This window comes from Nitratireductor sp. WH36-1, from assembly GCF_058725515.1.
Genome location: NZ_CM178970.1, coordinates 1,390,293 through 1,415,077, shown reverse-complemented (window position 1 = coordinate 1,415,077; position 24,785 = coordinate 1,390,293). Strand labels below are relative to the sequence as shown.

General features: G+C 62.9%; 26 protein-coding genes. 14 read left to right on the top strand and 12 right to left on the bottom strand.

What is annotated here, in order from left to right; genetic code table 11:
- Positions 1-6 precede the first annotated feature (6 nt).
- On the top strand, positions 7-474 hold the full coding sequence (locus AC4PTT_RS06710; RefSeq protein ID WP_113156391.1) for a MaoC family dehydratase: 468 nt from the start codon (positions 7-9) through the stop codon (positions 472-474).
- Entirely contained in the window at positions 471-950 is a 480-nt protein-coding gene (locus AC4PTT_RS06705; RefSeq protein WP_206548249.1) for a MaoC family dehydratase, read from the top strand. The genes AC4PTT_RS06710 and AC4PTT_RS06705 overlap by 4 nt, the downstream gene beginning before the upstream one ends.
- On the opposite strand, the gene AC4PTT_RS06700 is transcribed toward AC4PTT_RS06705, so the two are convergent.
- The 7 genes from AC4PTT_RS06700 to AC4PTT_RS06670 form a co-directional block, all read right to left on the bottom strand.
- Complete coding sequence (locus AC4PTT_RS06700; protein WP_492162353.1) at positions 940-2,928, bottom strand: S8 family serine peptidase; 1,989 nt, start codon at positions 2,926-2,928, stop codon at positions 940-942. The genes AC4PTT_RS06705 and AC4PTT_RS06700 overlap by 11 nt on opposite strands.
- Positions 2,929-3,012: 84 nt before the next feature.
- On the bottom strand, positions 3,013-3,564 hold the full coding sequence (locus tag AC4PTT_RS06695; protein ID WP_113155821.1) for an adenine phosphoribosyltransferase: 552 nt from the start codon (positions 3,562-3,564) through the stop codon (positions 3,013-3,015).
- A 186-nt stretch (positions 3,565-3,750) separates the two neighbouring features.
- The gene (locus tag AC4PTT_RS06690; RefSeq protein ID WP_206544031.1) at positions 3,751-4,575 is read right to left on the bottom strand and encodes a cytochrome c1; all 825 of its coding nucleotides are present in this window, start codon (positions 4,573-4,575) and stop codon (positions 3,751-3,753) included.
- Between the two features lie 29 nt (positions 4,576-4,604).
- Positions 4,605-5,891, bottom strand: coding sequence for a cytochrome b (locus AC4PTT_RS06685; protein WP_113155822.1), 1,287 nt, complete (start codon positions 5,889-5,891; stop codon positions 4,605-4,607).
- 23 nt (positions 5,892-5,914) lie between these two features.
- On the bottom strand, positions 5,915-6,478 hold the full coding sequence (gene petA / locus AC4PTT_RS06680; RefSeq protein WP_113155823.1) for a ubiquinol-cytochrome c reductase iron-sulfur subunit: 564 nt from the start codon (positions 6,476-6,478) through the stop codon (positions 5,915-5,917).
- 267 nt (positions 6,479-6,745) lie between these two features.
- Positions 6,746-7,501, bottom strand: a complete 756-nt coding sequence (locus AC4PTT_RS06675; RefSeq protein ID WP_475081109.1) for a class I SAM-dependent methyltransferase — start codon at positions 7,499-7,501, stop codon at positions 6,746-6,748.
- A gap of 118 nt (positions 7,502-7,619) precedes the next feature.
- On the bottom strand, positions 7,620-7,937 hold the full coding sequence (locus tag AC4PTT_RS06670) for a DUF6665 family protein (protein WP_206548252.1): 318 nt from the start codon (positions 7,935-7,937) through the stop codon (positions 7,620-7,622).
- A 95-nt stretch (positions 7,938-8,032) separates the two neighbouring features.
- Between AC4PTT_RS06670 and AC4PTT_RS06665 the strand changes: the two genes are divergently transcribed.
- Complete coding sequence (locus tag AC4PTT_RS06665) at positions 8,033-8,665, top strand: LysE family translocator (protein ID WP_206548253.1); 633 nt, start codon at positions 8,033-8,035, stop codon at positions 8,663-8,665.
- A gap of 104 nt (positions 8,666-8,769) precedes the next feature.
- Here AC4PTT_RS06665 and hemF read toward each other — a convergent pair whose 3' ends face one another.
- Positions 8,770-9,684, bottom strand: coding sequence for an oxygen-dependent coproporphyrinogen oxidase (hemF, locus tag AC4PTT_RS06660; protein ID WP_206544320.1), 915 nt, complete (start codon positions 9,682-9,684; stop codon positions 8,770-8,772).
- Between the two features lie 119 nt (positions 9,685-9,803).
- Here hemF and AC4PTT_RS06655 point away from each other — a divergent pair, with 119 nt between their 5' ends.
- A complete protein-coding gene (locus AC4PTT_RS06655) occupies positions 9,804-10,061 on the top strand; it encodes a hypothetical protein (RefSeq protein ID WP_492162352.1) in 258 nt (85 codons plus the stop codon).
- Between the two features lie 180 nt (positions 10,062-10,241).
- Here AC4PTT_RS06655 and AC4PTT_RS06650 read toward each other — a convergent pair whose 3' ends face one another.
- Positions 10,242-10,688 (bottom strand): tRNA (cytidine(34)-2'-O)-methyltransferase, encoded by a 447-nt coding sequence (locus AC4PTT_RS06650; RefSeq protein WP_206544035.1) that lies wholly within the window; start codon positions 10,686-10,688, stop codon positions 10,242-10,244.
- 297 nt (positions 10,689-10,985) lie between these two features.
- On the opposite strand from AC4PTT_RS06650, the gene AC4PTT_RS06645 reads away from it, so the two are divergent.
- The 7 genes from AC4PTT_RS06645 (at position 10,986) to AC4PTT_RS06615 (ending at position 17,262) form a co-directional block, all read left to right on the top strand.
- Positions 10,986-11,243 (top strand): hypothetical protein, encoded by a 258-nt coding sequence (locus AC4PTT_RS06645; protein WP_206994072.1) that lies wholly within the window; start codon positions 10,986-10,988, stop codon positions 11,241-11,243.
- Positions 11,244-11,332: 89 nt separating this feature from the next.
- The gene (locus AC4PTT_RS06640) at positions 11,333-11,878 is read left to right on the top strand and encodes a hypothetical protein (protein WP_492162351.1); all 546 of its coding nucleotides are present in this window, start codon (positions 11,333-11,335) and stop codon (positions 11,876-11,878) included.
- A gap of 125 nt (positions 11,879-12,003) precedes the next feature.
- Positions 12,004-13,851: an ABC transporter ATP-binding protein gene (locus tag AC4PTT_RS06635; protein ID WP_492162350.1), complete on the top strand. Its 1,848-nt coding sequence runs from the start codon at positions 12,004-12,006 to the stop codon at positions 13,849-13,851.
- On the top strand, positions 13,848-15,734 hold the full coding sequence (locus AC4PTT_RS06630) for an ABC transporter ATP-binding protein (RefSeq protein ID WP_492162349.1): 1,887 nt from the start codon (positions 13,848-13,850) through the stop codon (positions 15,732-15,734). The genes AC4PTT_RS06635 and AC4PTT_RS06630 overlap by 4 nt, the downstream gene beginning before the upstream one ends.
- A gap of 58 nt (positions 15,735-15,792) precedes the next feature.
- A complete protein-coding gene (locus AC4PTT_RS06625; RefSeq protein WP_297564050.1) occupies positions 15,793-16,062 on the top strand; it encodes a hypothetical protein in 270 nt (89 codons plus the stop codon).
- 9 nt (positions 16,063-16,071) lie between these two features.
- Positions 16,072-16,962, top strand: a complete 891-nt coding sequence (locus tag AC4PTT_RS06620; RefSeq protein WP_297564051.1) for a LysR substrate-binding domain-containing protein — start codon at positions 16,072-16,074, stop codon at positions 16,960-16,962.
- 114 nt (positions 16,963-17,076) lie between these two features.
- On the top strand, positions 17,077-17,262 hold the full coding sequence (locus AC4PTT_RS06615; RefSeq protein ID WP_113155833.1) for a DUF1059 domain-containing protein: 186 nt from the start codon (positions 17,077-17,079) through the stop codon (positions 17,260-17,262).
- A gap of 55 nt (positions 17,263-17,317) precedes the next feature.
- Here AC4PTT_RS06615 and AC4PTT_RS06610 read toward each other — a convergent pair whose 3' ends face one another.
- From AC4PTT_RS06610 to AC4PTT_RS06600, 3 genes are read right to left on the bottom strand one after another with little or no spacing between them, the layout of a single operon-like run.
- Positions 17,318-18,583, bottom strand: a complete 1,266-nt coding sequence (locus AC4PTT_RS06610; RefSeq protein WP_492162348.1) for a CCA tRNA nucleotidyltransferase — start codon at positions 18,581-18,583, stop codon at positions 17,318-17,320.
- Positions 18,583-19,221 (bottom strand): CoA pyrophosphatase, encoded by a 639-nt coding sequence (locus AC4PTT_RS06605; RefSeq protein ID WP_492162347.1) that lies wholly within the window; start codon positions 19,219-19,221, stop codon positions 18,583-18,585. Before AC4PTT_RS06605 ends, AC4PTT_RS06610 begins: the two co-directional genes overlap by 1 nt.
- Positions 19,218-19,847 carry a DUF1285 domain-containing protein gene (locus tag AC4PTT_RS06600; protein WP_492162591.1) on the bottom strand — a complete coding sequence of 210 codons (630 nt, stop codon included), beginning with the start codon at positions 19,845-19,847 and terminating at the stop codon, positions 19,218-19,220. The genes AC4PTT_RS06605 and AC4PTT_RS06600 overlap by 4 nt, the downstream gene beginning before the upstream one ends.
- A gap of 161 nt (positions 19,848-20,008) precedes the next feature.
- Here AC4PTT_RS06600 and AC4PTT_RS06595 point away from each other — a divergent pair, with 161 nt between their 5' ends.
- Genes AC4PTT_RS06595 through AC4PTT_RS06585 form a run of 3 tightly spaced genes read left to right on the top strand, consistent with a single transcriptional unit; the run spans position 20,009 to position 24,784 of the window.
- Positions 20,009-21,031 carry an AAA family ATPase gene (locus AC4PTT_RS06595; protein ID WP_113155836.1) on the top strand — a complete coding sequence of 341 codons (1,023 nt, stop codon included), beginning with the start codon at positions 20,009-20,011 and terminating at the stop codon, positions 21,029-21,031.
- Positions 21,032-21,059: 28 nt separating this feature from the next.
- A complete protein-coding gene (locus tag AC4PTT_RS06590; RefSeq protein WP_492162346.1) occupies positions 21,060-21,977 on the top strand; it encodes a DUF58 domain-containing protein in 918 nt (305 codons plus the stop codon).
- The gene (locus AC4PTT_RS06585; RefSeq protein WP_492162345.1) at positions 21,974-24,784 is read left to right on the top strand and encodes a DUF4159 domain-containing protein; all 2,811 of its coding nucleotides are present in this window, start codon (positions 21,974-21,976) and stop codon (positions 24,782-24,784) included. Before AC4PTT_RS06590 ends, AC4PTT_RS06585 begins: the two co-directional genes overlap by 4 nt.
- The last annotated feature ends 1 nt before the right edge of the window (position 24,785 follow it).

Genomic DNA, 24,785 nt, shown 5'->3' with positions numbered 1-24,785 from the left:
GCAATCATGACAGACAAGAAGTGGGCGTTCGAGGATCTTGAGCCGGGACTGACAATCCCGTTCGGCGAGAAGACCGTGAGCGCAGAAGAGATCATCGCGTTTGCAAGACAGTTCGACGCGCAACCCATGCATCTGGACGAAGAAGCCGGCAAGGCCAGCATACTGGGCGGTCTGGCGGCCTCCGGCTGGCACAGCTGCGCCATGTTCATGCGGATGCTCTATGACGCGTTTCTGGTCGATTCCACGTCTCAGGGCTCGCCCGGCATCACCGACGCGCGCTGGAAGCGCCCCGTCATCGCCGGCGATACGCTCAGCGGCCAGACAACGGTGCTGGAGCGCCGTCCGCTCAAATCGCGCCCGGGCATCGGCCTGGTGACGTTTCGCCATCTGGTGACCAACCAGCGCGGGGAGACGGTGATGGAGATGGAGAACCCGATCATGTTCAGGATGCGTGCGACGGGAGCGGCAGCATGAGTATCGACCGTTTCCTGCGGCTTGGCGAAACCGTGACGCTGGGCACGCACACATTCAGCGCCGAGGAGATCATCGCCTTCGCCCGCGCCTATGATCCGCAGCCTTTCCACACGGACCCGGAAGCCGCACGCGACAGCGTGTTCGGGCGGCTGTGCGCCTCTGGCTGGCACACCTGCTCCATGTGGATGCGCTACAATCTCGAAGGCATTGAACGCGACGCCCATGGCGCATGGGACGGCCCCGGCGAAAAACCCGAATTCGGCCCCTCCCCTGGCTTCTCCAACCTGAAATGGCTAAAGCCCGTCTTTGAAGGCGACACGATCACCTTCACCCGCACGGCAACGGCGCATCGTCCGCTCGCCTCACGCCCCGGCTGGCATCTGGTGACGCTGATGGCCGCCGCCTGCAATGGCGACGGCGAAACGGTGATGCAGTTCGACAACGGCGTTCTGATGAAGGCCGCAGTCAATAGCTGACCGACAGGCCGAGCGAAACCTGGTGCTGATTGCCGGCCCCGTAAAACGCGCCGGCATAGCCAATTCTGGCGGACGCACCGGTTTCCGGCAAATGCAGATCCAGCTTCGCCGCGATATCAAGCCTGTCACGCCCCACCCCTTCGGCCCGCGCTTCCAGCACACGGCCGAGAAGCGTGGTATCGACCGCGAAAGCGCCCGGCTTGAGAACACGCGCGTAAGCGAGCTCCAGTCCCGGCTCGACCTCCCAGTCCGCCAGACCGAACCTGCCGGACAGGCGGATGCCCGGGCCGGTTTCAACCGTGGTGATGCGGCCGGCGCTCACAGTCTGACCGAGCAGTTCCAGCCCCGTTTCATGTGCCGGCCCGAAGCGCTGGGTGATCCCCGACAAATGCGCAAAGAGCGTTGCGTCCCCCCAACCGAAAGCCCGCCGATAACCGGTCTCCATCGTTCCGAAACCACCATGGGCGACATTGTGCGACTGCGCCACCGGTTGGCCCAGCGCGGTCACCGTGCCGGCAAGCCCCGGGATGGTGCGCCGCGTGTGGGTCTGGCGGAAACGGCTGACGCCCGCGCTGGCCCGCAGGCGCCAGTCGCCAATATCCCAGGTCCCATAGGCGAAACCATGCACGCCTTTCGCATGCGCGGTGTTGGCAGTGGCACGCTCACTGGTACCCACCTCAGCGTAGCCAACGCCAAAGCCGGCGGTAACATTGACCTGATCGATCAGATCGACACCCGTGTAGAGCGTCCTGATGCTCGCTCGCGCCTCTGGAAAACCGGGTGAGACGGAAGTTCTGGAATGCAGGAAACTGCCACTCATCCAGAGCCGGTCGTTTAGCGGCGCGCGTCGCCGCATAGTCTCAAAAGGCGCGCGTGCCGCCTGCGCCATCGCCATGTGCCTGCTGCGGGAAGCAGCGGCAAAGATACTGCGCCCGGCCGGGGAAATGGTTTCCGTCAGATTGCCCAGGTCAAGCAGGCCCCAGCCGAAAACCGGATCGACGCCCGGATCACCGATATCGATCGCGGTGCGAAGGATCAGCTTGCGTATGTCGCGCGTATCAGCCTGCGGAAACATCTGACGCGCGATTGCGAGCCCGCCGGTGACATGCGGTGCAGCCAGCGAAGTGCCCATGCCGGAGAGATAACCTCCCCCTGTCCGGGCCGCGTAGATGCCATTTGATGCACCGGCCTCTCCGCCAGGCGCGGCCAGACACCAACGGGCGGCGAAGCCGCATTTGTTGGCGTAATAGGCGAGCCGCCCATCCGTATTGACTGCGGTGACGGCAAGCGTGGTGCTTTCCAGTTCAGGAAAGACAAGCGGGAGGCTCGGAAGAAGCGCAACAGATTCACGGCCATGATTGCCCGCCGCCCAAACTGTCAGGATCCCCGCACCGGCGGCTTCATGCACCGCAAACAGAGTGTAACGCAAAGGCCTGAGAACCCCGGGATCATCGTCGGGGTACAGAGGCACGTAGGTCTGCAGCCCAAACGAAGCATTGATGAGGTCGACCCCCATCTCCAGCGCATACATGAAGGAGAAAGCGAATGTGAGGTCGAGAGGGTCGGAGTGCGACAACTGAACGGACATGAGCGTGGCGTCATAGGCCACTCCATGCATACCGTTTCCGTCCCTGTTCCCGACCAGAACACTCCCCACCATCGTGCCGTGTCCAACAGGGTCACTGCTGCCATACATGAGGCCGCGAAGATCAAACGACTTCGATGAAACCCGCCCAAAAAGCTCTGGATGAGAAGCGTCGGCTCCGCTGTCGAGCAAGCCGACCAGGATGCCCCCGCCCGTGAACCCGGCCCTGTGAGCCAGGTGGGCATTGATCCGGGCAAGCCCCCACTGAGCATCGGTTTCCGCGTCTCCCGTCGAGCCGACAGGAAAATGAATGACGGCCCCCTCCTGCGCCAAACACGCAGTGGAGAGCTCTCCGCCAATAGCGAAGAGCACCAACAAAAAAGACAATCTCATCTATATATATCTAAATTATAATATAATTAAATAAAAACAACTCCTTATGAGGGTATACTGAAAAACTTCAAGAAACAACAGTATTCAATCGCCTTCGAAGGCGATCAGGGTGTGGACGTCGACCCCAAGCGCTTCGAGCTTGGCGCGGCCGCCCAGGTCCGGCAGATCGATCACGAAGCAGGCTGCGACGATTTCCGCACCCATCTGGGTCAGAAGCTTCACCGCGCCTTCGGCGGTGCCACCGGTGGCGATCAGGTCATCGACCAGAAGAACCTTCTCGCCCGGCTTCACCGCGTCCTTGTGCATCTCCATCTCGTCGATGCCGTATTCAAGGCTGTAGGCCACGCGCACGGTGTCGTGCGGCAGCTTTCCCTTCTTGCGGATCGGAACAAAGCCCGACGACAGCTGGTGCGCCATGGCGCCGCCCAGAATGAAGCCACGCGCCTCAATGCCGGCGATCTTGTCGATCTTGGTGCCGGCATAGGGGTGCACCAGCTCATCCACCGCACGGCGGAAGGCGCGTGCATTGCCCAGAAGCGTGGTGATGTCGCGGAACATCACGCCGGGTTTTGGATAGTCCGGGATCGTGCGGATTGCGGAAAGAAGGGTTTCCTGAAGTGTCTGCGAAGCTGCCATGTGCCCTGCCCTGTTTCGCCTGATTGTCCGCTTCACCTTTCACACAGAACGATGAAACGGCAGATGGTCTGCTGTTGCCCTGTCTGCGCGAGATCAGGCGTTATCACCTGACTGTAAACTGCATCATCGCGCAAAAGAAAAGGGCGCCGGCGGCGCCCTTTCAAATCTCTTTATGTGGACGGCGCGTCAGTGTGCGTCAGACCAGATCTTGCGCTTGGTCAGATAGACCAGACCGCCGAAGAGCAGAAGGAAGATCATGACCACGAAGCCCGTGGACTTGCGTGCTTCCATGTGCGGCTCGGCTGCCCACATCAGGAACGCGGAGATATCGCGCGCATACTGATCGACCGTCTCGGGCGCACCGTCATCATAGGTCACCATGCCCTCGGAGAGCGGCGGCGCCATGGCCAGCGAAGCCGAGGAGAGGAAATACGGGTTGTAGTAGGTGCCAGCCGGAACTTCGTGTCCCTCGGTATCGTCACTGTAACCGGTCAGCAGGGCGTGGATGTAATCCGGGCCTGCCTCGGCATACTGGGTGAAGATGTCGAAGACGAAGGTCGGGAAACCACGCTCGACAGCGCGCGCCTTGGCAATCAGCGAGAAGTCCGGGGGGACTGCACCGCTGTTGGAGGCGGCAGCCTGCTGCGGGTTGGCGAACGGAGCCGGGAAGCGGTCCGACGGCTTTGCCGGGCGCATGTACATGTCACCGGCATCATCCGGACCGTCCTCGACCTCATACTCGGCTGCAATCGCACGCACCTGGGCGTCGGAGTAGCCGAGATCGGTGAGGTTGCGGAACGCCACAAGATTCATCGAGTGACACGCCGCGCAGACCTCGCGGTAGACCTTGAAGCCGCGCTGCAGCTGGCCCTTGTCGTAGGTGCCGAACGGGCCGGCAAACGACCAGTCCTGCTCGACCGGCTTCTTGATCGGGAACTCGGCGGCGTCGGCTGCCGTAGCGACAGCCAGACCGAGACCGAGCGCGGCCAATCCGTTGAGGACGTTCTTCATTTCGAAAATCCCTTTGCGCATTCTCTCGCTCAGCCCTTTGCCTGTTCGGTGGCCGGCGCGCCGGCGGAGGACTTCTTCTCAAGCACCGCTTCCGTGATGGAATTGGGCAGACGGCGGGGCGTCTCGACCAGACCGAGAACCGGCATGATCACGATGAAGAAGGCGAAGTAGTACAGCGTCGCACCCTGTGCCATCGCCACGTAGATGCCTTCTGCCGGACGCGAGCCGAGCCAGCCGAGGAAGACGGCGTTCACGACGAAGAGCCAGAAGAAGAGCTTGAACCACGGACGGTAGACAGCCGAACGAACCTTCGAGGTGTCGAGCCAGGGCACGACAAACAGAACCGCGATGGCGCCGAACATGGCCAGAACGCCGCCCAGCTTGGAGTCGATCGGTCCGATGTTGAAGGTGATCGCACGCAGGATCGCGTAGAACGGCAGGAAGTACCATTCGGGAACGATGTGCGCCGGGGTTTTCAGAGCGTCAGCCTCGATATAGTTGTCGGGGTGACCCATGTAGTTCGGAATGTAGAAGACGAAGTAGGCGAACAGCAGCATGAACACGACCATGGCGAACGCGTCCTTGACGGTCGCATAGGGCGTGAAGGCCACGGTGTCGGTCTTCTGCTTCACTTCGATGCCGGTCGGGTTGGTCTGACCGGTCACATGCAGTGCCCAGACGTGCAGGACGACAACGCCGGCGATCATGAAGGGCAGCAGGTAGTGCAGCGAGAAGAAGCGGTTCAGCGTCGGGTTGTCGACGGCGAAGCCACCCAGAAGCAGCTGCTGGATCCACTCACCCACCAATGGAATGGCGGTGAAGAAGCCGGTGATAACCGTTGCGCCCCAGAAGCTCATCTGGCCCCACGGAAGCACGTAGCCCATGAAGGCCGTCGCCATCATCAGCAGGTAGATGATGCAGCCGAGGATCCACAGCATCTCACGCGGCGCCTTGTAGGAACCGTAGTAGAGGCCGCGGAAGATGTGCACATAGACGGCGATGAAGAACATCGACGCGCCGTTAGAGTGCAGGTAGCGCAGCAGCCAACCGGAGTTGACGTCGCGCATGATCTTCTCGACGGAAACAAAGGCAACTTCGGTGTTGGCCGCATAATGCATGGCCAGCACGATGCCGGTCACGATCTGCGCCACCAGCATCAGCGAAAGGATGCCGCCGAAGGTGTATGCATAGTTGAGGTTGCGTGGCACCGGATAGGCCACGAAAGAATCATAGACCAGACGCGGAAGCGGCAAACGCGCATCCATCCAGCGGCCGAGGCCGGTCTTGGGCGTATAGGTCGAATGTCCAGCGCTCATTGAAAATCCCCTCTCGCCAAGCCTTAGCCGACCTGGATGACGGTGTCGGACACGAATTCAAAAGTCGGAACCGCCAGGTTTTCTGGAGCCGGACCTTTGCGGATGCGGCCAGCGGTGTCGTAGTGCGAACCATGGCACGGGCAGAACCAGCCGCCGAAATCACCGGCCTGGCCGAGCGGCACGCAGCCCAGATGGGTGCAGACGCCAACCATGACGAGCCAGTTTTCCTTGCCCTCGCCCGCCGAGCGGTCGATGTCCGTCGCCGGTGCATCGGCAGCAATGTTGGCATTGCGTGCGATCGGGTCCTTGAGGTCGGCCAGAGCAACAGCCTTGGCTTCCTCAATTTCCTTCTCAGTCCGGTTGCGGATGAACACAGGCCGGCCGCGCCATTTCACGGTCAGGGACATGCCGGGCTCAACGCCGGACACGTCTACCTGAATAGACGCCAGCGCCCGGGTGGACGCATCTGGCCGCATCTGGTCGATGAACGGCCATGCGACGCCGGCGATGCCAACGGCACCGGCAACGCCTGTGGCGACATAAAGAAAGTCACGCCTTGTATGTTCGGTCGAATCGGTAGCGCTCACGGGACTGCGATCCTTTCACCTCAGTTCGGCCGGTCGGGAAGCCTCATTGCACCTCAAACACGGGCATTTTACCACGCATGGCAAAGCTGCCCGGTTCTACCCCCGGCATTTTTCGATGGTTTCTATGCGCCACGCAGGAACTTGTCCAGACGGGGGCGGCTTTAGATGGCAGATTGTCGCGGGTAAAACACAGCGAATAAAGATGAGTGAAAAACTCTTATTTTTCAACGAACGCGCCTCCCACCATCCTGACACCTGCCGTCCAGATCACGCGCCGGCGACCGCCTCGAAGGTGAAGCTGACTGCCTCAGGCCCCGGCTTCTCATCGGCGCAATAGTCGCCATGGACGCGAATTTCCTTGAAACCCGCGGCTTTCAGGGCGAGTTCCATCTCCAGAACGCCCCATAGACGCAGATGGAAGAGCTGCAACTCACTCGCCACAAGAACATCATCGCGCCACTGCTCGTAACGCAGGTGGGAAAGCATGGTCTGGCGCTGGAAGCAGGTTTCCACACGCTGCTCCGACAGCGTCAGAAGACTGTCCCCGTCGCGCCAGTGACGCGCGGTGCTGGACGTATCGGCGAGTGAGGCCAGCGGATCGAGATCAAGCAGCAGGCGTCCGCCCGGACAAAGAGCGTCATGGAATCGCCGAAGGACGCCAAGTGCTGCCTCCGGCTCCGTGACAAGCTGGAAAGAGCCGGCGGGAATGATGATGGCCTCAAATCGCTCAGGGTAGGAGAACGTCTCGAAGCGCTGGATATCGACCGGCGCCGACAGCCCCCTCTTCGCGCACTCCGCCCGGCAATGGGCGACCATCTCGTCCGACGCGTCGAAACCACGAATATCGAAGCCAGCCTCAAGAAGCGGAATCAACACCCGGCCATTGCCGGCCGCAGGCTCAAGGACGGGACCGCTGCAGCCTGCCAGACGATCACGATAAAACCCGATATCGCCGAAGGAGCGGCCTATGGGCTTGTCGAGGTGATAGACCCAGGAGGCCAGCGTGCCGTACCGGTTTTCCATTGCGTAATCTCTTCTGCCTGCATCTGTTTGCAAACCGGGACTGCCATCGCAACGCGGCAACGGCAAGCGGGCCAGAATGCGGGATTCGCCAGACCAGAGAGCGGATGCGGCCTGGCTGTCAGGTCGCGCCCAATCGGGCCAGAACCCTGCCCGGGATGGCCATGTCCTTGATGACATCGTCATGCCTGCGCATTCCGCACAGCTCGCGCTGAATGAAATAGCCATGGACCGCATCAGCAGCGGCGTGAAGCAGGCGGTCGCGCGCTTCCACATCGCTTTCATCCGCTTCGGCAAGCCGCGCCAGCGCCTTCTCGACCCGCCGGCCTGCATGCCCCAGAGACGACGCCTGCTCTGCGGCAATCTCGTGCTGCAAAACCGTATCGCCACTCAAGGGGTGAGACACGAGGCCGGTGATGGAACTGGGCATCTTCAGCATGGGGCAGCGCGGCTCCACCGTTGATGGACAAAACGAAAGACTGCCTTCTATATAGCATCACACCCAGTCCCGCATGAACCGACAAGGTGACCTTGATGACACTGCTTGAGCTTGGAACCTTCACTCTCGTCGCAGCGCTTCTCGTCGTGTCACCCGGCCCCAACGGGGTGCTGATCGCCAAAACCGTGCCGACTTCCGGCAAGGCGGCGGGCTTTGCCAATGTCGCGGGCTTCTTCGCCGCGTTCTATGTGCACGGCCTTCTTTCCATTCTGGGCATCTCGATCATTCTGGTGCAGTCAGCCCAGCTCTTCTTCATCGTAAAAATGCTGGGCGCTGCCTATCTCTGCTATATCGGGGTCAAGGCCCTGTGGCAGGCATGGCGCGGTCTTGCAGCGCCGCACTCCATCACACCGGCCAAGAGGCGGCGCACGCTCGCCAAGGCGGGGCTCGAAGGGTTCCTGACCAACGCGCTGAACCCCAAGGTTTCAATGTTCTATCTCGCTGCGTTTCCGCAGTTCATTCCGGCAAGCGCGGATGCAACGTCCTGGGCGTTTGCGCTGGTGGCGATCCATTCGCTGCTGAACGTGCTCTGGTTCTCAGCGCTCGTGCTCCTGTTCTCGAGCATGAAGTCGCTTGGCGGCAGCGCCAGCATGCAGCGCTGGCTGAAAGCCGTGACCGGAACGGTGTTCGTCGGGTTCGGGCTGAAACTCGCCACCATGCGCCCCTGAAGAAAACGGGCGGGCCGGCTCCCGTCAAGGAACCCCACCCGCCCGCATATTCTTAGCGAAAGATCACGCCAGCCCGCATCGCATGACTGAGCGGCCAGCTGCGGCTAGGGCCACTTCACCTCTGGCGGCATGCTGGACAGGATGGAGTTCACATTGCCGCCGGTCTTCAGTCCGAAGATCGTGCCGCGGTCATATAGCAGGTTGAACTCGACATAACGGCCCCGGCGCACGAGCTGCTCTTCGCGGTCGGCCTCGGTCCAGTTGGTGTTGAAGTTCTTGCGCACCAGATGCGGATAGGCGACGGCAAAGGCGCGTCCCACATCGCGGGTGAAATCAAAGTCGGCCTGCCAGCCGCCCTTCTCGTCCGGCGTTTTGAGCCAGTCATAGAAGATGCCGCCCACGCCGCGCGGTTCCTTGCGATGCGGCAGGTAGAAATACTCGTCGCACCAGGCCTTGTACTTCTCGTAGTCGACAATCCCGGCATGACGTTCACACACGAACCGCATGGCCTTGTGAAAGGCCACGGTGTCGGGGTCTTCCTGCGAACGACGACGGTCAAGCACCGGGGTCAGATCTGCGCCGCCGCCAAACCACTGGCTGGTGGTCACCACCATGCGGGTGTTCATGTGAACGGCCGGCACATGGGGGTTCTGGGGGTGGGCGATCAGCGAAATGCCGGAGGCCCAGAAACGGGGATCCTGCTCCGCGCCCGGTATCTGCTTGCGGAACTCGGGAGAGAACTCGCCATGAACCGTCGAGACATGGATACCGACCTTCTCGAAAACGCGGCCATGCATCATCGACATGACGCCCCCGCCGCCTTCACCGCCGTCGCGCTCCCAGGGCGTACGCTCGAAGCGGCCCGGCGTGCGCGTGGACAAAGGCCCGGTCAGCTCATCTTCAAGATTTTCGAAGGCTGAACACAGCTTGTCGCGCAGTTCCTCGAACCAGGCGCGCGCGGCTGCTTTTTTTTCTTCGATATCGTCCGGCAATCCGGTAGGGAGTTCTGGTCTTTCCATCATCATTCCTTTCGCCCGATCCTACGCAACGCCGCAGGAAACGGACAGCCCCACAAATGACTCGCATTTTTCAACAGCGTTGCCTAAGCTTCTTATCAATCGGGTCAAGGAGTTCTTTCGTGCGTGTGCCCGCAAAACCACCCCTGGAAGGGCTGAAACGCAGCCTCGACAAACATCGCGCAAGGACGGGTCGTCTGCCACGCGACGGATTTCTACGGGAGAGTTTTGCACTGCCGCGCGCGCAGGCCCGCGACAAAGCGCGCGATTGGCTGGAGCGCTGGCCCAAGCAGGCTTACTGGACAGAGATCGAAAGCTGGTGTGAACGCCCCGGCGACATGATCGAGTTCACGATGCGCCGATTACCAAGCGCCGACTGACCTCCCGCCTCTTCCATCCGAGATTTCGGATATACGTGACGACCTGTTTCAGACTGCGTTTCTGAACAGCATATGCGCGCCTCGCGGCTGTTGACTTAAAGTCGGCTTGAACCCGTAGGCAGCTCTTTCCGAAGCCAAGGAAAGAGCCCGATGCAGCGTGAAACGCCCCAGGATGATGACCTATCGCAACTGCCTGAGCGCCTCGCCGGCGGCCATCGCGGCCGTCATCGCAAGGTTGAGACTGCGCGCGCCCTCTTTCATGGGAATGGTCAGCCGCGCATCGGCGGCGGCGTGGACGGCTTCCGGCGCACCGGAAGATTCCCGACCGAACAGAAGAATGTCGCCATCGGCATAGGAAAAGTCCGTGTAACCCGCCTCGGCCCGGGTGGTGAACAGGATAAGACGCCGGCCCTCGCGCTTGCGCCAGAGCTCGAACGTTTCCCAGGACGGATGGCGGGCGAGCGCGGCGCGCTCAAGATAATCCATCCCCGCGCGCTTCAGATTCCGGTCGGAGAGATCAAAGCCGGCAGGCTCGATCAGATCGACCGTGAAGCCGAGGCAGGCGGCGAGACGGAGAATGGCGCCGGTGTTTCCGGGAATGTCTGGCTGGTAAAGCGCGATACGCATGCGGCTGTGTCTCTCGACATGGCTGAGTGTTGCCTTCCGGACACAGCTGAGGACGTGTCGACCGAAAGGCGTAATTACGGGTGGCGGGTCGCTGCAACTGTGGGTATAAGCCCGCCATTGTCAACGCGAACCGAAGGAGAAAGGCATGACAATGCGACGACATCACATGATCTGGCTCCTCGCCGGTGGCCACAAGGCCTGACGGCGGACTCGGTCCGGCACGCTCCTGCACCATTCCAAGGCAGCTACCCATCGCAGTCCGTCGGGATTTCCTCCCGCTCCCCAAGGACGTTCGCGATGCACAACCGCTTCCCCCGGCGGCCAAACGGCCGCAATGACGATTTTTTCGTTCCACAACTAGACCCCACACGCCCTACCCTGCAGGACCGCAGGCTTGAAGCGTGGGCGCTGACCCTTGGTGTGAAAACGCCCCTCATCCATGAGGACCGGACGCAACGGCCGCATCGCGGCCAATTGCCGGATATCGACCTCGGACAGGTCGCGCCGGCAGCGCGTATCGACCTGATGGCGAAACTGAAACGGCTGTTGCGATGAAGAGCGCCTGCCCCTCTTCGCACCCCTCATTTCCCGCTTCGCACGCCTGCGGAGCGGGCACGATCACGCATGCGCCGACACAACCGCAGATGGCAGCAGAGAAAACGCATCCTCTGGTCAAGCCCGAACAACACGGTTATAAGGTGCATCCCATCAACGAAAACCGCTGGAGGCGGCAATGGACAACAAGATGCTTACCTCCTTCGCTGGTCTGCGCCCGTACATCGCGGCGCCATACCAGGCCTGACGGCGGCTTTCGTTCTTCAGCTTTTCTAAGATTACCAAAGCAGTTCACGAGCGAATCCGCCGACCGTTTCTTCCGGTTGACACATGGGATTTGCATCATGACTGCACGCTTTCCAAACGGACGCACCGCGTCTCAAGATAACAAGATTTCAGGCACCGATCCGGCCGCCACCGCGCTTTTGCGCGGACATGACAGCGCTCCTGCCACGTCTCTTTCAGGAGCCTTCAAGGCCGCTCTCGGAACCCAGGCGCAGCCACCGCGCACAAAACCGCACGACCAAAGCGGCGGCACGCCTCCGACCATCCTGAATACCGGCTCCATGAAGGAGCCAGGCAATAAACGCGCAAACCGGCCTGCGGCATCCGTGCCGCGCAAGGGCCACATCTAGCCGAACGCACTTGCTTTTCCGCCAGCCGCCGCCCGCGGAAAAGAGCACGAAAACAGACGATTACACCGCAAACGCGACTCGACGCGTCGCGTTTGCGGGCACGAGAATGAAAGACGCCAAAGACAATGTATCAATGGTTCGAACGACGACTTGAGCCCTTCCCCGCCGAAGAACCGCAGGAGCCGCCGCGCACCTTCTTCGCCTTCTGCCTGCACTTCACCAAAGGGGCATGGCCCTATATCGCCATTTCGGCGGTCCTGATGATGATCATCGCCATTGCAGAGGTCTGGATGTTCTCCTTCCTCGGCAACATCGTCGACTGGCTGGCCGAAAAGGACCGCGCGACCTTTCTGGATGAGGAAGGCGCAAAGCTGATCGGCATGGCTGCAATCGTCGGCATCGCCCTGCCGGCGGTGGTGTTCCTTTATGGCCTGGTCACGCATCAGGTGCTGATGGGCAACTATCCCATGCGCATCCGCTGGCAGGTGCATCGCTATCTGCTCAAACAGTCTATGAGCTTCTATCAGGACGAGTTTGCCGGCCGCATCGCCACCAAGCTGATGCAGACGGCGCTTGCCGTGCGCGAATGCGTGATCAAGATGACCGACGTGATGAACTATGTGACGGTGTACTTCACCGGCATGCTGGTTCTCGCGGCCTCGGCCGACTGGAAGCTGGCAGCACCGCTGGTGGGCTGGCTGGTGGGGTACATCCTGCTCATGCGCCATTACGTACCCAGGCTCGGCAAGATCGCGCAGCGGCAGGCTGACGCGCGCTCGGTGATGACCGGCCGCGTGGTCGACAGCTACACCAACATTCAGACGGTAAAACTCTTCTCGCATGGCCGACGCGAAGCGTCTTACGCCCGCGAGGGCATGGGCGGCTTCCTCGACACGGTGCATGAGCAGTTCCGCAACATCACCGGTCTCTACGGCCTGCTCTACCTGCTCAACGCCCTGTGCCTCGTCGTGGTCGGGTATCTCTCCGTCACCCTGTGGGTGGCCGGTGCGGTAAGCGTCGGCGCCGTGGCCGTGGTGCTCGGCCTCGTGCTTCGCCTGTGGGGCATGTCGCAGTGGATCATGTGGGAGCTGACGGCGCTGTTCGAGAATGTCGGCACCGTGCAGGACGGCATCAGCTCGATCTCCATGCCCCGGCTGGTCGATGACAAGCCGGACGCAAAGGCCCTTGCAGTGCCGGAAGGTAAGATCGATTTCGACGGGATCGGCTTCCACTACGGCAAGAAGGGTGGCGTCATCGAAGAGCTGTCGCTAACCGTGAAGCCCGGCGAGAAGGTCGGCCTCGTGGGCCGTTCGGGCGCGGGCAAGTCGACGCTCGTGAACCTGCTCTTACGCTTCTACGATCTGGAGCGCGGGCGCATCGTCATCGATGGCCAGGACATCGCCGACGTGTCGCAGGACACGCTGCGCGCCGCGATCGGCATGGTCACGCAGGACACGTCCCTGCTGCATCGTTCGGTACGCGACAACATCCTCTATGGCCGCCCCGAAGCGACCGAGGAGATGATGCTTGAAGCGGCCCGGCGCGCCGAGGCGATGAGCTTCATCGGCGGACTGACGGACCCGAAGGGCCGCGTGGGCTTTGACGCCCATGTGGGCGAACGGGGCGTCAAACTGTCAGGCGGCCAGCGCCAGCGCATTGCCATTGCCCGCGTCATGCTCAAGGATGCGCCGATCCTCATCCTCGACGAGGCGACCTCCGCGCTCGATTCCGAGGTCGAAGCGGCGATCCAGGAAAACCTCTACCGCCTGATGCAGGGCAAGACGGTGATCGCCATCGCCCACCGGCTCTCCACCATTGCCGCCATGGACCGCCTGGTGGTGATGGACAAGGGCCGGATCGTCGAGGAAGGCACGCATGACGATCTGGTTGCCGCCGGTGGGCTCTATGCAAGCCTCTGGCAGCGCCAGTCCGGCGGGTTTCTCGATCTCGAAGCAAACGAGGCTGCGGAATGAAGGAAGACAGCGAAAAGACGGAGCCCCACCAACCCGACAGCCTGTGGCGCAGTCTCGAAGAGGTCATAGACCCCTTCGGCGACACGCCACGGGCGGTCCTGCCGGTCAAGGCGCATGAGTTCATTCTCTTCTTCGCCCGGCAGGCCAAATGGCCATTCATCCTGCTGCTGATCGCCGGCGGCATGATGGGGGCCGTCGATGCGGGGCTTTACTGGGCGCTTGGCTGGCTGATCGACCTGCTGGATTCCTCCTCGCCGGCAACGCTCATCGCCGACCACTGGACGAAGCTGGCCGGTTTTCTGGCCCTGCTTCTGGTAATTCGCGCCGTGGTCATCATCGTCAACACGGTGCTGGAAGAGCAGGTCATCGCGCCTGCCTTCTACCAGCGTGTGCGCTGGCAGTCGTTCCGGCGGGTGATCGAACAGCCCTATGAGTTCTACCAGAACGACTTCGCCGGCCGGATCGCCACAAAGATCCTTCAGGGCGGTGAAGCCACGGGCGACTTCATCATCAACGTGCTGCAGACCATGTGGAGCTTCCTCACCTTCGTGGTGCTGGCGCTCTCCATTCTGACGGTGCTCGACCCGTGGATGGGCGTGGTCATCGTGCTCTGGCTCGCGACTTACATGGCCATAGCGCGCTTCCTGCTGCCGCCCCTGCGGCGGGCAGGCCGGCGCACGGCGGACCAGCGCTCGATCCTCAACGGACGCATGGTCGACGCCTTCACCAACATTCTGGCGGTGAAGCTGTTCGACAGCGGCCAGCGCGAGCATTCCTATGTGCGCGAGGGCATGGCGCATTTCCTGAGCGCAGTGCAGAAGCTGACGCGCGCCATCACCCGTGTGCGGGTGACGGTGGCCATCGTCAACGGCTTCATGATGGCGGCAATCTTCGTGCTGGCGGTGTCGCGCTGGCTCGACAGCGCCATCACCACAGGCGAGATCGCGGCGGCCATGGGCCTCGTCTTCCGGCTGAACCAGATGTCGGGCTGGATGATGTTCAACATCAACGGGCTGATCCGCAACTACGCGACCGTGCAGGACTCAACCACCGTCGTTTCGGTGGAACCGTCCATCCGCGACGCCGAAGGCGCAAAGGTCATGCCGCGCGCCGACGGCGACATCCGCTTCGACGACGTGACGTTCAATTACGGCAAGGAAAGCGGCATCATCGAGGGGCTCAACCTGCACATCAAGCCGGGCGAGCGCGTGGCGCTGGTCGGGCCTTCGGGCGCCGGCAAGACCACCATTGTCAGCCTGATGCTGCGGCTTTTCGAGGCCGAGCACGGGCGCATCCTGCTCGATGATCAGGACATCACGCAGGTGACGCAGGCCTCGCTGCGCGCGCAGTTCGGCGTGGTGAGCCAGGAGCCGATGCTGATGCACCGCTCGATCCGCGACAACATCGCCTATGGGCGGGGCGACGTCACCGAAGAGGAAATCATCGCGGCGGCCAAGCGCGCCTCGGCGCATGAGTTCATCCTCGATGTGACCGACCCGAAAGGCCGGACCGGCTATGACGCGGTGGTGGGCGAGCGGGGCGTAAAGCTCTCCGGCGGCCAGCGCCAGCGCATCGCCATCGCCCGGATGATGCTGAAGAATGCGCCGATCCTCATCCTTGATGAGGCAACATCGGCGCTGGATTCGGAAATCGAAGCGGTGATTCAGGAAAATCTTGAGCGGCTGATGGAGAACAAGACGGTTATCGCCGTGGCGCACCGGCTCTCCACCATCGCCGCTCTCGACAGGATCATCGTGCTGGACCGGGGCCGCGTTGTCGAAGAGGGCTCGCACGACGCGCTGGTGGAACAGGACGGGCTTTACGCCCAGCTGTGGAAACGCCAGTCGGGTGGCTTTCTGGGCGAACGGATGGCTGCTGAGTAAGCCTGGACACGAATGCCGGTGGCTGCACTGATGGTGCGGCCATCGGCTCTTCTTCCTCATGGTCTTCAAAACTGGAGCGACGCAGCGGCAAATCCGCCAGCTCGCGCTCCGACATGCCGCGAAGAGCCGGATGCGCCAGCGGATCACGCCACCAATTGTCATCCCAGGCATCCTGCACCGCTCGCCGGTGATTGTCCCTGAAGGTTTGAACCATTATCCAGAAAAACTGAAACATGGCGCCTTCTCCATCTGTGAGATTTCTCTACGAGAGCCAAAATCCCGGCGTTTGGCATTATTTTCAATGGAGATTGCCTGCGCTTTGTTTTAGAAAAACTATATGAAACACCTGCCACGCGTTCACCTGAACGGATTGCGCGCCGTCGAAGCGGCGGGCCGGTGCGGCTCGCTCAGTGCGGCTGCCGATGAACTCGGCGTTTCGGTGGGAGCCGTCAGCCAGCAGATCATCAAGACCGAAGCGCAGCTCGGCGCGGCAATCTTCGAGCGGACGGGACGCGGCATCCGGCCAACCGGGCTCGGCCAGCAGTTCATCGACCGGCTGAGCCTCGGCTTCCAGACACTCGATGCGGCGGTGGCGATGACGCGTCACGATACGGATTCGGTCCTGACCATCTCGGTCGCGCCCGTCTTCGCATCCAAATGGCTCGTGCCGCGGCTGGCGCGCTATACGAGAGCGCATCCGGAAACCAAGCTGCGGCTGGAGGCCTCGACCGACCTCATCAATCCCGACAGCAGCGACATCGATCTGGCGATCCGTGTGGGCGAAGGCGACTGGCCGGGCGTGAAGAGCGAATATCTCCTGCCGCAGGAAGTGTTTCCGGTCTGCGCCCCGGCGCTGGCAGATGCGCTCGAAACGCCTGAAGACATACTCACAGCGCCAATCATCCGCGACGCCAACTCGAACATTGCATGGGATGTGTGGCTGAAACCGCTTGGTCTTGACCAGCGCGACCTCGTTGAGGGCGACAGTTTCACCGATGCCGCGCTCTGCCTTGATGCAGCCATCGCCGGACAGGGCGTCATGCTTGCCTGGCACACACTCGCTTATGATGCGCTTCAATGCGGGCGTCTGGTCGCGCCGTTTCAACAGCGCGCCAGAACACGCTACAGCTATTGGCTGATCACCTCGGAGAACCGGCAGGAACCGGCAAAGGTGCGCGAATTCAAGGCATGGCTGCGCGGCGAGATCGCGGAAATGCTGGAGATCTGACGGCACGGCGGCCACCGCCCGGCTTCAATCACGTTTGTTTCCGTCAGCAACCTCTCGCCGCATTCCGTGTTATAGTTTAAGGCACGCATCAACCGAGAACAGGAGGACAGTCTCATGAAGGAATTTCATTGCGGCTCGCTCGTTCCAGGCTGCGACTGGCACACACGCCATGAGGAAGAAGCGGAGGTGATCCGCCGTGCAGCCGAACATATGCGCGATGCCCACGGCGAAACGGTGATCCGCGAGAGCATGGTGGAAGCCATCCGCTCACGCATCGGACAGGCCAAGAACGCGGCCTGAGCCGCGCCCTGCCCCAAAAGACCGCAGCCCCGATAGAGTCAGCCTGCGGTCGAAATCATCCGGTCGAAATCATCTCTGCGGCGCGCTCAAGCAGCGCGTCGCGCTTCAACGAGAAATCAGACTCGATCCACTCGTCCTGAAGCCGCGACAGGACTTCACCGACCGCGCGCCCCTTTTCCAGCCCGAGCTTTGCCAGATCGCCGCCATCAACCGGAAGCACCGGCTTCTGCCATGCGGCGGCGAGCTTCATCAGACGGGTGAAGCCGGCAGCCTCCATCAGCGCCTTGTCATCCTCGGCGGCACGCGCCCGCGCGCTCACAAGCGCAAGCTTCAGCCGCCACAAAAGACCTTTTTCATCAGACCTGTAGGCAAGTTTTCTGAATCCGGCCTCATCGAGATCAGGCGGCGGAACGGGTGCCCTCGCCCAGCCCATCAGCGTCGCCTTTTCCGCGTTGGAAAGGCGCAGCCGCTTGCCAAGTTCCGATATGCGCGGCTCATGGGGCGGAATGATCGCCGCAAGACGCAGAAGCGGCTCCGGCTCCCAGCCAAGCGTGCGCTCCGCCTCCATCAGTGGGCCGATCGTGTCGATGCCCCATTTCTCCGATTCCGGCAGGATTTTCGTCAGCACACCGGTCTGGCGCATCCACAGAAGCGCACGCGAGGGATCGGGCGCGGACAGAAGCTTCTTGAGCTCCGCCCAGACACGCTCGGCGGAAAGACGCTCCAGCCCGTCGCGGTGACGCGTGCAGGCCTTCAGCCCGGCGGCATCCGGACGGCCAGCGCCATACCAGGCGAAAAAGCGGAAGAAACGCAGAATGCGCAGATAGTCCTCGGTGATGCGGGTGTCCGCATCGCCGATGAAGCGCAGGGTGCGGCTGTCGAGATCCGCAAGCCCGCCGACCAGATCGATGATGTCGCCATCGGCGCGGGCATAGAGCGCGTTGATCGTGAAGTCGCGGCGCTCGGCATCGTTCTGCCAGTCGCGCCCGAAAGTGACGCTGGCGCGGCGGCCATCGGTTTCCACGTCGGCGCGCAGCGTCGTCACCTCATAGGCGTGACCATCTGCGATCACCGTCACGGTGCCGTGATCGATGCCCGTCGGCGCGGTGCGGAAACCTGCCTTGCGCGCGCGGCGCACGGTCTCATCCGGCGTCGTGGTGGTGGCGATATCGATGTCGGTGACAGGCTGGCCAAGCAGCGTGTTGCGCACCGCGCCGCCAACGACGCGCGCCTCATCGCCCCCGGTGGAAAGGGCTGCGAGCAGTTTCTGAAGCTTTTCGTCGGCCAGCCATTGCGATTCTGAAATCAGTCGCTTGTCCATCAAGCATAAAGTCTTTCGTAAAGGGTGCGGATAATGCCGGCGGTCACGCCCCAAATGAAGCGCTCGCCGAATGGCATGGTGTAATAGAACCGTTCCTTCTCCTGCCACAAACGGCTCTCGCGCCGATGGTTGGCGGGATCCATGAGAAAGGCAAGCGGCACCTCAAAGGCGGCATCCACTTCGTCGGGATTGAGGTGCAACCGGAAGCCCGGACGGACGATACCAAGCACCGGCGCGATGCGATAACCGCTGCCGGTCGAATAATCAGGCATCCGCCCGACCACATCCACGATGCGGGGCCGAAGGCCGATTTCCTCATCCGCCTCGCGGAGCGCCGCCGCCTCGGGCGACACGTCCTCCGGGTCGATACGGCCGCCGGGAAAGGCAATCTGGCCGGAATGGCTGCGCAGCGCCAGCGTGCGCTGGGTCAGGATGACCGACGCGCCATCGGCGTGATCGACAACCGGAATGAGCACCGCCGCATCGCGCAGGCCGGGCCGGACGATCATTTCGCGCAGGTCCGGGTTCAGGCTGTGATCGCCATAGTCTTCCGCCCCTGCCGGTCCCTGCTGTCTTGCAGCGCGGCGGCGGAATTCCTTTGCCGAGAACAGGCTTTTGGGCGCGGTCGTCATGGTCATTCCGAAAGTCTATGCAGTTCGGCGACGGGCATCACGGGAAAAACCGAACCGCGCGAGCGGATGGCAAACATGAGCTGCCCGTCGATCTCGATCTCCTCGCCCGCCTCCACCAGATCATACATGACAGAACGGGCCACCAGCGCCTCGAGACGCCCGCGCACATGGAGATAGGGTTTTAGCCCGCCGGTCTCCGGCTGGTCCACGAAGCGCAGTTCATGCTCTGGCCCGGCCTCGACCACATCGCCGACATTGGTGCGGAAAGTGAGCGCCTGGTCTTCGCCCGCGCCGGTCACGACCATCTCCACGGCGAGGAAAGGCGCATCCTCGACGCGGATGCCGACTTTTTCCACCGGAGTTACGAGATAGGTTTTGCCGTCCTCATCCTTGCGCAGAACGGAGGAGAAAAGCTGTACCAGCGCCGGGCGCCCAATCGGCGTTCCCATGTAGAACCAGGCGCCATCGGCTTTGATCTCCATGTCGAGATCGCCACAAAAGGCGGGGTTCCAGCGTTCGACGGGCGGCGCGCCTTTTCCGGAGCGGGCCGCGCGCGCTATCATTGCCTCAAGACTGACGGCGTCGCCGGCTTCAGCGAGACTTGATGTGCTCTTAGTCGTTTCATCGTCCATGGTCACGAAATAGTCACTGTTGTTTCGCTTGTCAGCCTTGTTCAGTGTTTTAAATTTCCCAAAGGGACGTGACGGTACGAATCGCTTCAGACACGTGCCGGCCTGGTCCGTTCCTCCCGCCCCGCACTATACCCGCGGGCCTCAACAAGGATCGAGACGGCATGAGCATTGTTTCCAAGAACGAAGTCCCCGGCGAAAAGCCCATGAGCGACAAGGAGATGATCGCCGAGGCCGAACGCGCGCTTGCGGACATCGCCCGGGTGCGCGATGGCGTCGGACAGGTGATCTTCGGCCAGGAAGCGGTGGTGGAGCGCACGCTGGTGGCGCTGCTGGCCGGCGGCCATGCGCTTCTCGTCGGCGTTCCGGGGCTGGCCAAGACCAAGCTGGTGGAAACGCTGGGCGTCGTGCTCGGCCTCGACGCCCGACGCATCCAGTTCACGCCGGACCTCATGCCCTCCGACATTCTGGGCTCGGAAGTGATGGAGCAGGATGAGAAGGGCAAGCGCTCCTTCCGATTTCTCCCCGGTCCGATCTTCTCGCAGCTTTTGATGGCCGACGAGATCAACCGCGCAAGCCCGCGCACCCAGTCGGCCCTTCTCCAGTCGATGCAGGAATATCACGTGACCGTGGCCGGCCACCGGCACGACCTGCCCGCGCCCTTCCACGTGCTCGCGACGCAGAACCCGCTGGAGCAGGAAGGCACCTATCCGCTGCCGGAAGCGCAGCTCGACCGCTTTCTGATGCAGGTGGACATTCTCTATCCCGAACTCGAAGCCGAGCGCCGCATCCTTCTGGAAACCACCGGTGTGGGCGAAGCGGAAGCCGCCAATGTGCTCACCGCCGAGCGGCTCAAGGAGATCCAGATGCTGATCCGCCGCATGCCGGTGCCCGAAAGCGTGGTCGACGCCATTCTGCAGCTCGTGCGCACGGCAAGGCCGGGTGTTGGCAATCCCGACACCGACCGCCATGTGGCTTGGGGCCCCGGCCCGCGCGCCAGCCAGGCGCTGACCCTGTGCGCCCGCGCCCGCGCTCTTTATGACGGACGGCTCGCGCCCTCGGTGGACGATGTGCGCGCACTCGCCGAACCCGTTCTCCAGCACCGCATGGCGCTCACTTTCGCGGCCCGTGCAGAAGGCATGACCGTGCGCGACGTGATCCGGCGTCTCGTGAAAACGCTCGACTAATGGGCGGCCTGCCCCAGATAGGATCTTGATGGCAAAGATCGGCGAAGTTTCCACACCGGTTGCATCGAACGATGCGCTGGTTCGCGCTCGCGCGCGGGCCGCGCTGATGCCTGACCTGCTGGTGGACGCCCGGCGCGTGGCCAACAATGTGATCGCCGGCTGGCATGGCCGCCGCAAGCGCGGCATCGGCGAGAATTTCTGGCAGTTCCGGCCCTATGTGGATGGCGAGGCCATCTCGCGCATCGACTGGCGGCGTTCGGCGCGCGACGATCATCTTTATGTCCGCGACCGCGAGTGGGAGGCTGCCCACACGGTGTGGCTCTGGGCCGACCCGTCGCCGTCCATGCTCTTCAAATCCTCGCTTGCGCCAACCGCCAAGGAATCGCGCGCGCTGGTCCTCACGCTTGCGCTGGCCGAGCTTCTGTCGCGCAGTGGCGAACGCATTGCCTGGCCGGGTGTCACCGACCCGTTTTCCGCCCGCAGCGGCGCTGAGCGGCTGGCGACGCAGCTCATGCACACGCCGAGCCTTCCCGCACGGCCCGACCTCTTGCAGGTGCGCCGCTTCTCAGATGTGGTGCTGGCGAGCGATTTCCTCGACCCGGTGGAAGAAACCGTCGCCTGGCTCGACCAGCTGGCGGGCCGTGGCGCACGCGCCCATCTGATCGAGATTGCCGACCCCGCAGAAGAGAGTTTTCCCTATTCCGGCCGCACCGAGTTTGCCGATCCGGAAACAGGCGACAAGCTGACGGCAGGCCGCGCCGAAACACTGGCCGACGATTATCGCCGGCTTTATCTCGCGCGGCGCGAAGAACTTGCCGGCTGGTGCAAGCGGCTTGGCTGGAGCTACACCGTGCATCACACGGACCGGCCCGCCGCACAGGCGCTTGTCACGGTCCACAACGCCATGAGCGTTGACGCAGGCTTCGGCATGGAGGGCGGGCTTTGAACTGGTTTTCCCTCTCTTTCGCACAACCGTTTCTGCTCTGGGGTCTGATCGCCCTGCCGGTGATCTGGTGGCTCTTACGTCTCACCCCGCCACGCCCGCAGACCGAAACATTTCCGCCCCTGAAAATTCTGGCCCGCGTGGCAAAGCGGGAGGAGACGCCCCACAAAAGTCCGTGGTGGCTGACGCTGCTCAGGCTGCTGCTTGCCGCGCTGGTGATCCTGGCGCTTGCCGATCCCGTGCTGAACCCGCGCGAGAAGGCGGCCGGCGACGGCGCTGCGCTCGCCATCGTGCTCGACAATGGCTGGGCTTCCGCGCCCGACTGGGATGAACGCGTGGCCACCGCCGCACGCCTGATCGAAGATGCCCGCGCCAATGAACAGCCGGTCGTTCTGGCGCTCACGGCTGAAGAACAGAACCAGGAGATCGGCCCCTTCGACGCCGACACCGCGCTTGAACGGCTGAACGCCGCGCAGCCCCGCCCGGTGCCGGGCAACCGGCCTGCAATCTATGGCCGGGTGGCAGGCGCGCTGGAAGACTTTCCGGGTGCGGCCATTGCGGTGCTCTCCGACGGGCTCGCGGCAACGGGCGATGAGGTGGCGTTCGGCGAACTGTTCGCCAGCGCACCGGGCGAAGTTCTCTGGGCATCGCCCGAGCGGCTCGGCCTTCTCGCAGCAACGGATGCGCAGAACACGGCGGAAGCCTTCGAAGTGACGGCGACACGCGCTGCAGGCGACACCGGGCCACGTCAGGCGGTTGCCTTTGCGAGCGACGACAGGGGCCGGCGCATCGCCGAAACCACGATCACGTTCGGCGTCGGCGAAACCCGCGCCGTGGGCGCGATGCGCCTGCCGTTTGAGCTGCGCAACGATTTCGTTTCCGTGGGGCTTGAGGGTGAAAACCAGGCCGCCGCCCTTCGGGTTCTCGACGAAAACAGCAAGCGCCGGCGGATCGGCCTGATCTCCCAGAGTGAGGCGGATCAGGCGCAGCCGCTTCTTTCGCCGCTCTACTATATCGAGCGCGCACTCTCGCCCTTTGCCGACCTGTTGCAACCCTCAAGCGCGGAACTGACGGAAGCGCTGCCGGAGCTTCTGGAGCAAAACCCCGCCGTGATCGTCATGGCCGATGTGGGCACGCTTCCCGCATCACCCCGTCAGGCGCTGATCGACTGGGTCAACGCCGGTGGCACGCTGGTGCGTTTTGCCGGCCCAAGGCTCGCCGCAGCCGAAAATGACGAAGACCTGCTGCCGGTGCGGCTGAGGCTGGGGGAGCGCTCGCTGGGCGGCGCGCTCTCCTGGACCGAGCCGCAGCCCGTGGCGGAGTTCCCGCCCAATGGCCCCTTCTCCGATCTCGCCCCGCCCCGCGACGTGACGGTGAACCGGCAGGTTCTCGCCGAACCTTCGCCCGACATCGTGGAACGCAGCTGGGCCAATCTGGCCGACGGCACACCGCTGGTAACCGGCATTGCGCGCGGCGAAGGGCAGATCGTGCTCTTTCACGTCACGCCGGAGGCCACATGGTCGAACCTGCCGATTTCCGGCAGTTTCGTGGAAATGTTGCGCCGGATCGTCCAGTTCTCGCGCAATCAGGGCACCCTCAATGAGCCGGGTGCCGAAGGCGGACGGGCACTTGCCCCCTACCGCATGATTTCCGCCGACGGACGCCTCGTCCCGCCATCGGGCGATGCCGAACCGCTTGCCGCAGGCGCAACCGCCGTCACGCTCAAGAACCCGCCCGGTCTCTATGGCAGCGAAGAAGGCGTCGTGGCGCACAATCTGCTCGCACCCGATGCGGAACTCACCCCGATCACCCGCCCGGAGGCCCCTGCCCCGATGACCGCGATCAGCTATGGCTTCGATGAGCAGCAGCCGCTGAAGGGGCCGCTCTTTGCCGCCGCCCTCGCACTGCTTGCGCTCGATACGCTGGCCGTTCTGTGGCTTGGCGGACGACTGCGCCGCAAACCGCAACTGGCCAGGGGCGCGGCCGCCATGCTCGCCATGGGACTGGCGCTTGCAATCATGTCGCCGGATACAGCCCGCGCGCAGGACGAGCGTACCGGCGAGGCCGACGCCATCGCCGCCATCTCGCAGACACGCATTGCCTATGTGCTGACCGGGCTTTCCTCGCTCGACGCCACGAGCCGCGCAGGCCTTCAGGGGCTTTCCACCTTCCTCGCCGCCAAGACCGCGCTCGAACCCGGGGAGCCGGCAGGCGTCGACATCGCAACCGACGAGCTCTCCTTCTACCCGCTCATCTACTGGCCCATCGATCCCGACGCACCGATGCCCGGCGAAGAAGCGATCGCCCGCATCGACGCCTACATGCAGTCGGGCGGCACGGTGCTGTTCGACACGCGAGACCAGTATTCCACCGGCTTTGGCTCGGATGCGGTGACGCCAGCAACGCAGCGCCTGCGCGACATCCTTTCCGGTCTCAACGTTCCGCCGCTGGAACCGGTGCCGGAAGATCACGTGCTGACCAAGGCCTTCTTCATCCTGCCGGAGTTTCCCGGCCGCTATCGCGGAAGCCCGCTCTGGGTGGAAGCCTCGTTCAACGCCCCCTCACGCACCGACCGCCCGGTGCGGGTGGGCGACGGGGTGACGCCGATCATGATCACCGGCAACGATCTGGCCGGAGCCTGGGCGCTCGACGCCAATGGCGAGCCACTTCTGCCGACCGTGCCCAACGATCCGCTGCAGCGCCTTTATGCCTACCGCGCGGGCGTGAACATCATGATGTACATGCTCACCGGCAACTACAAATCGGACCAGGTGCATGTGCCGGTCCTGCTTGAACGACTGGGGCAGTAGC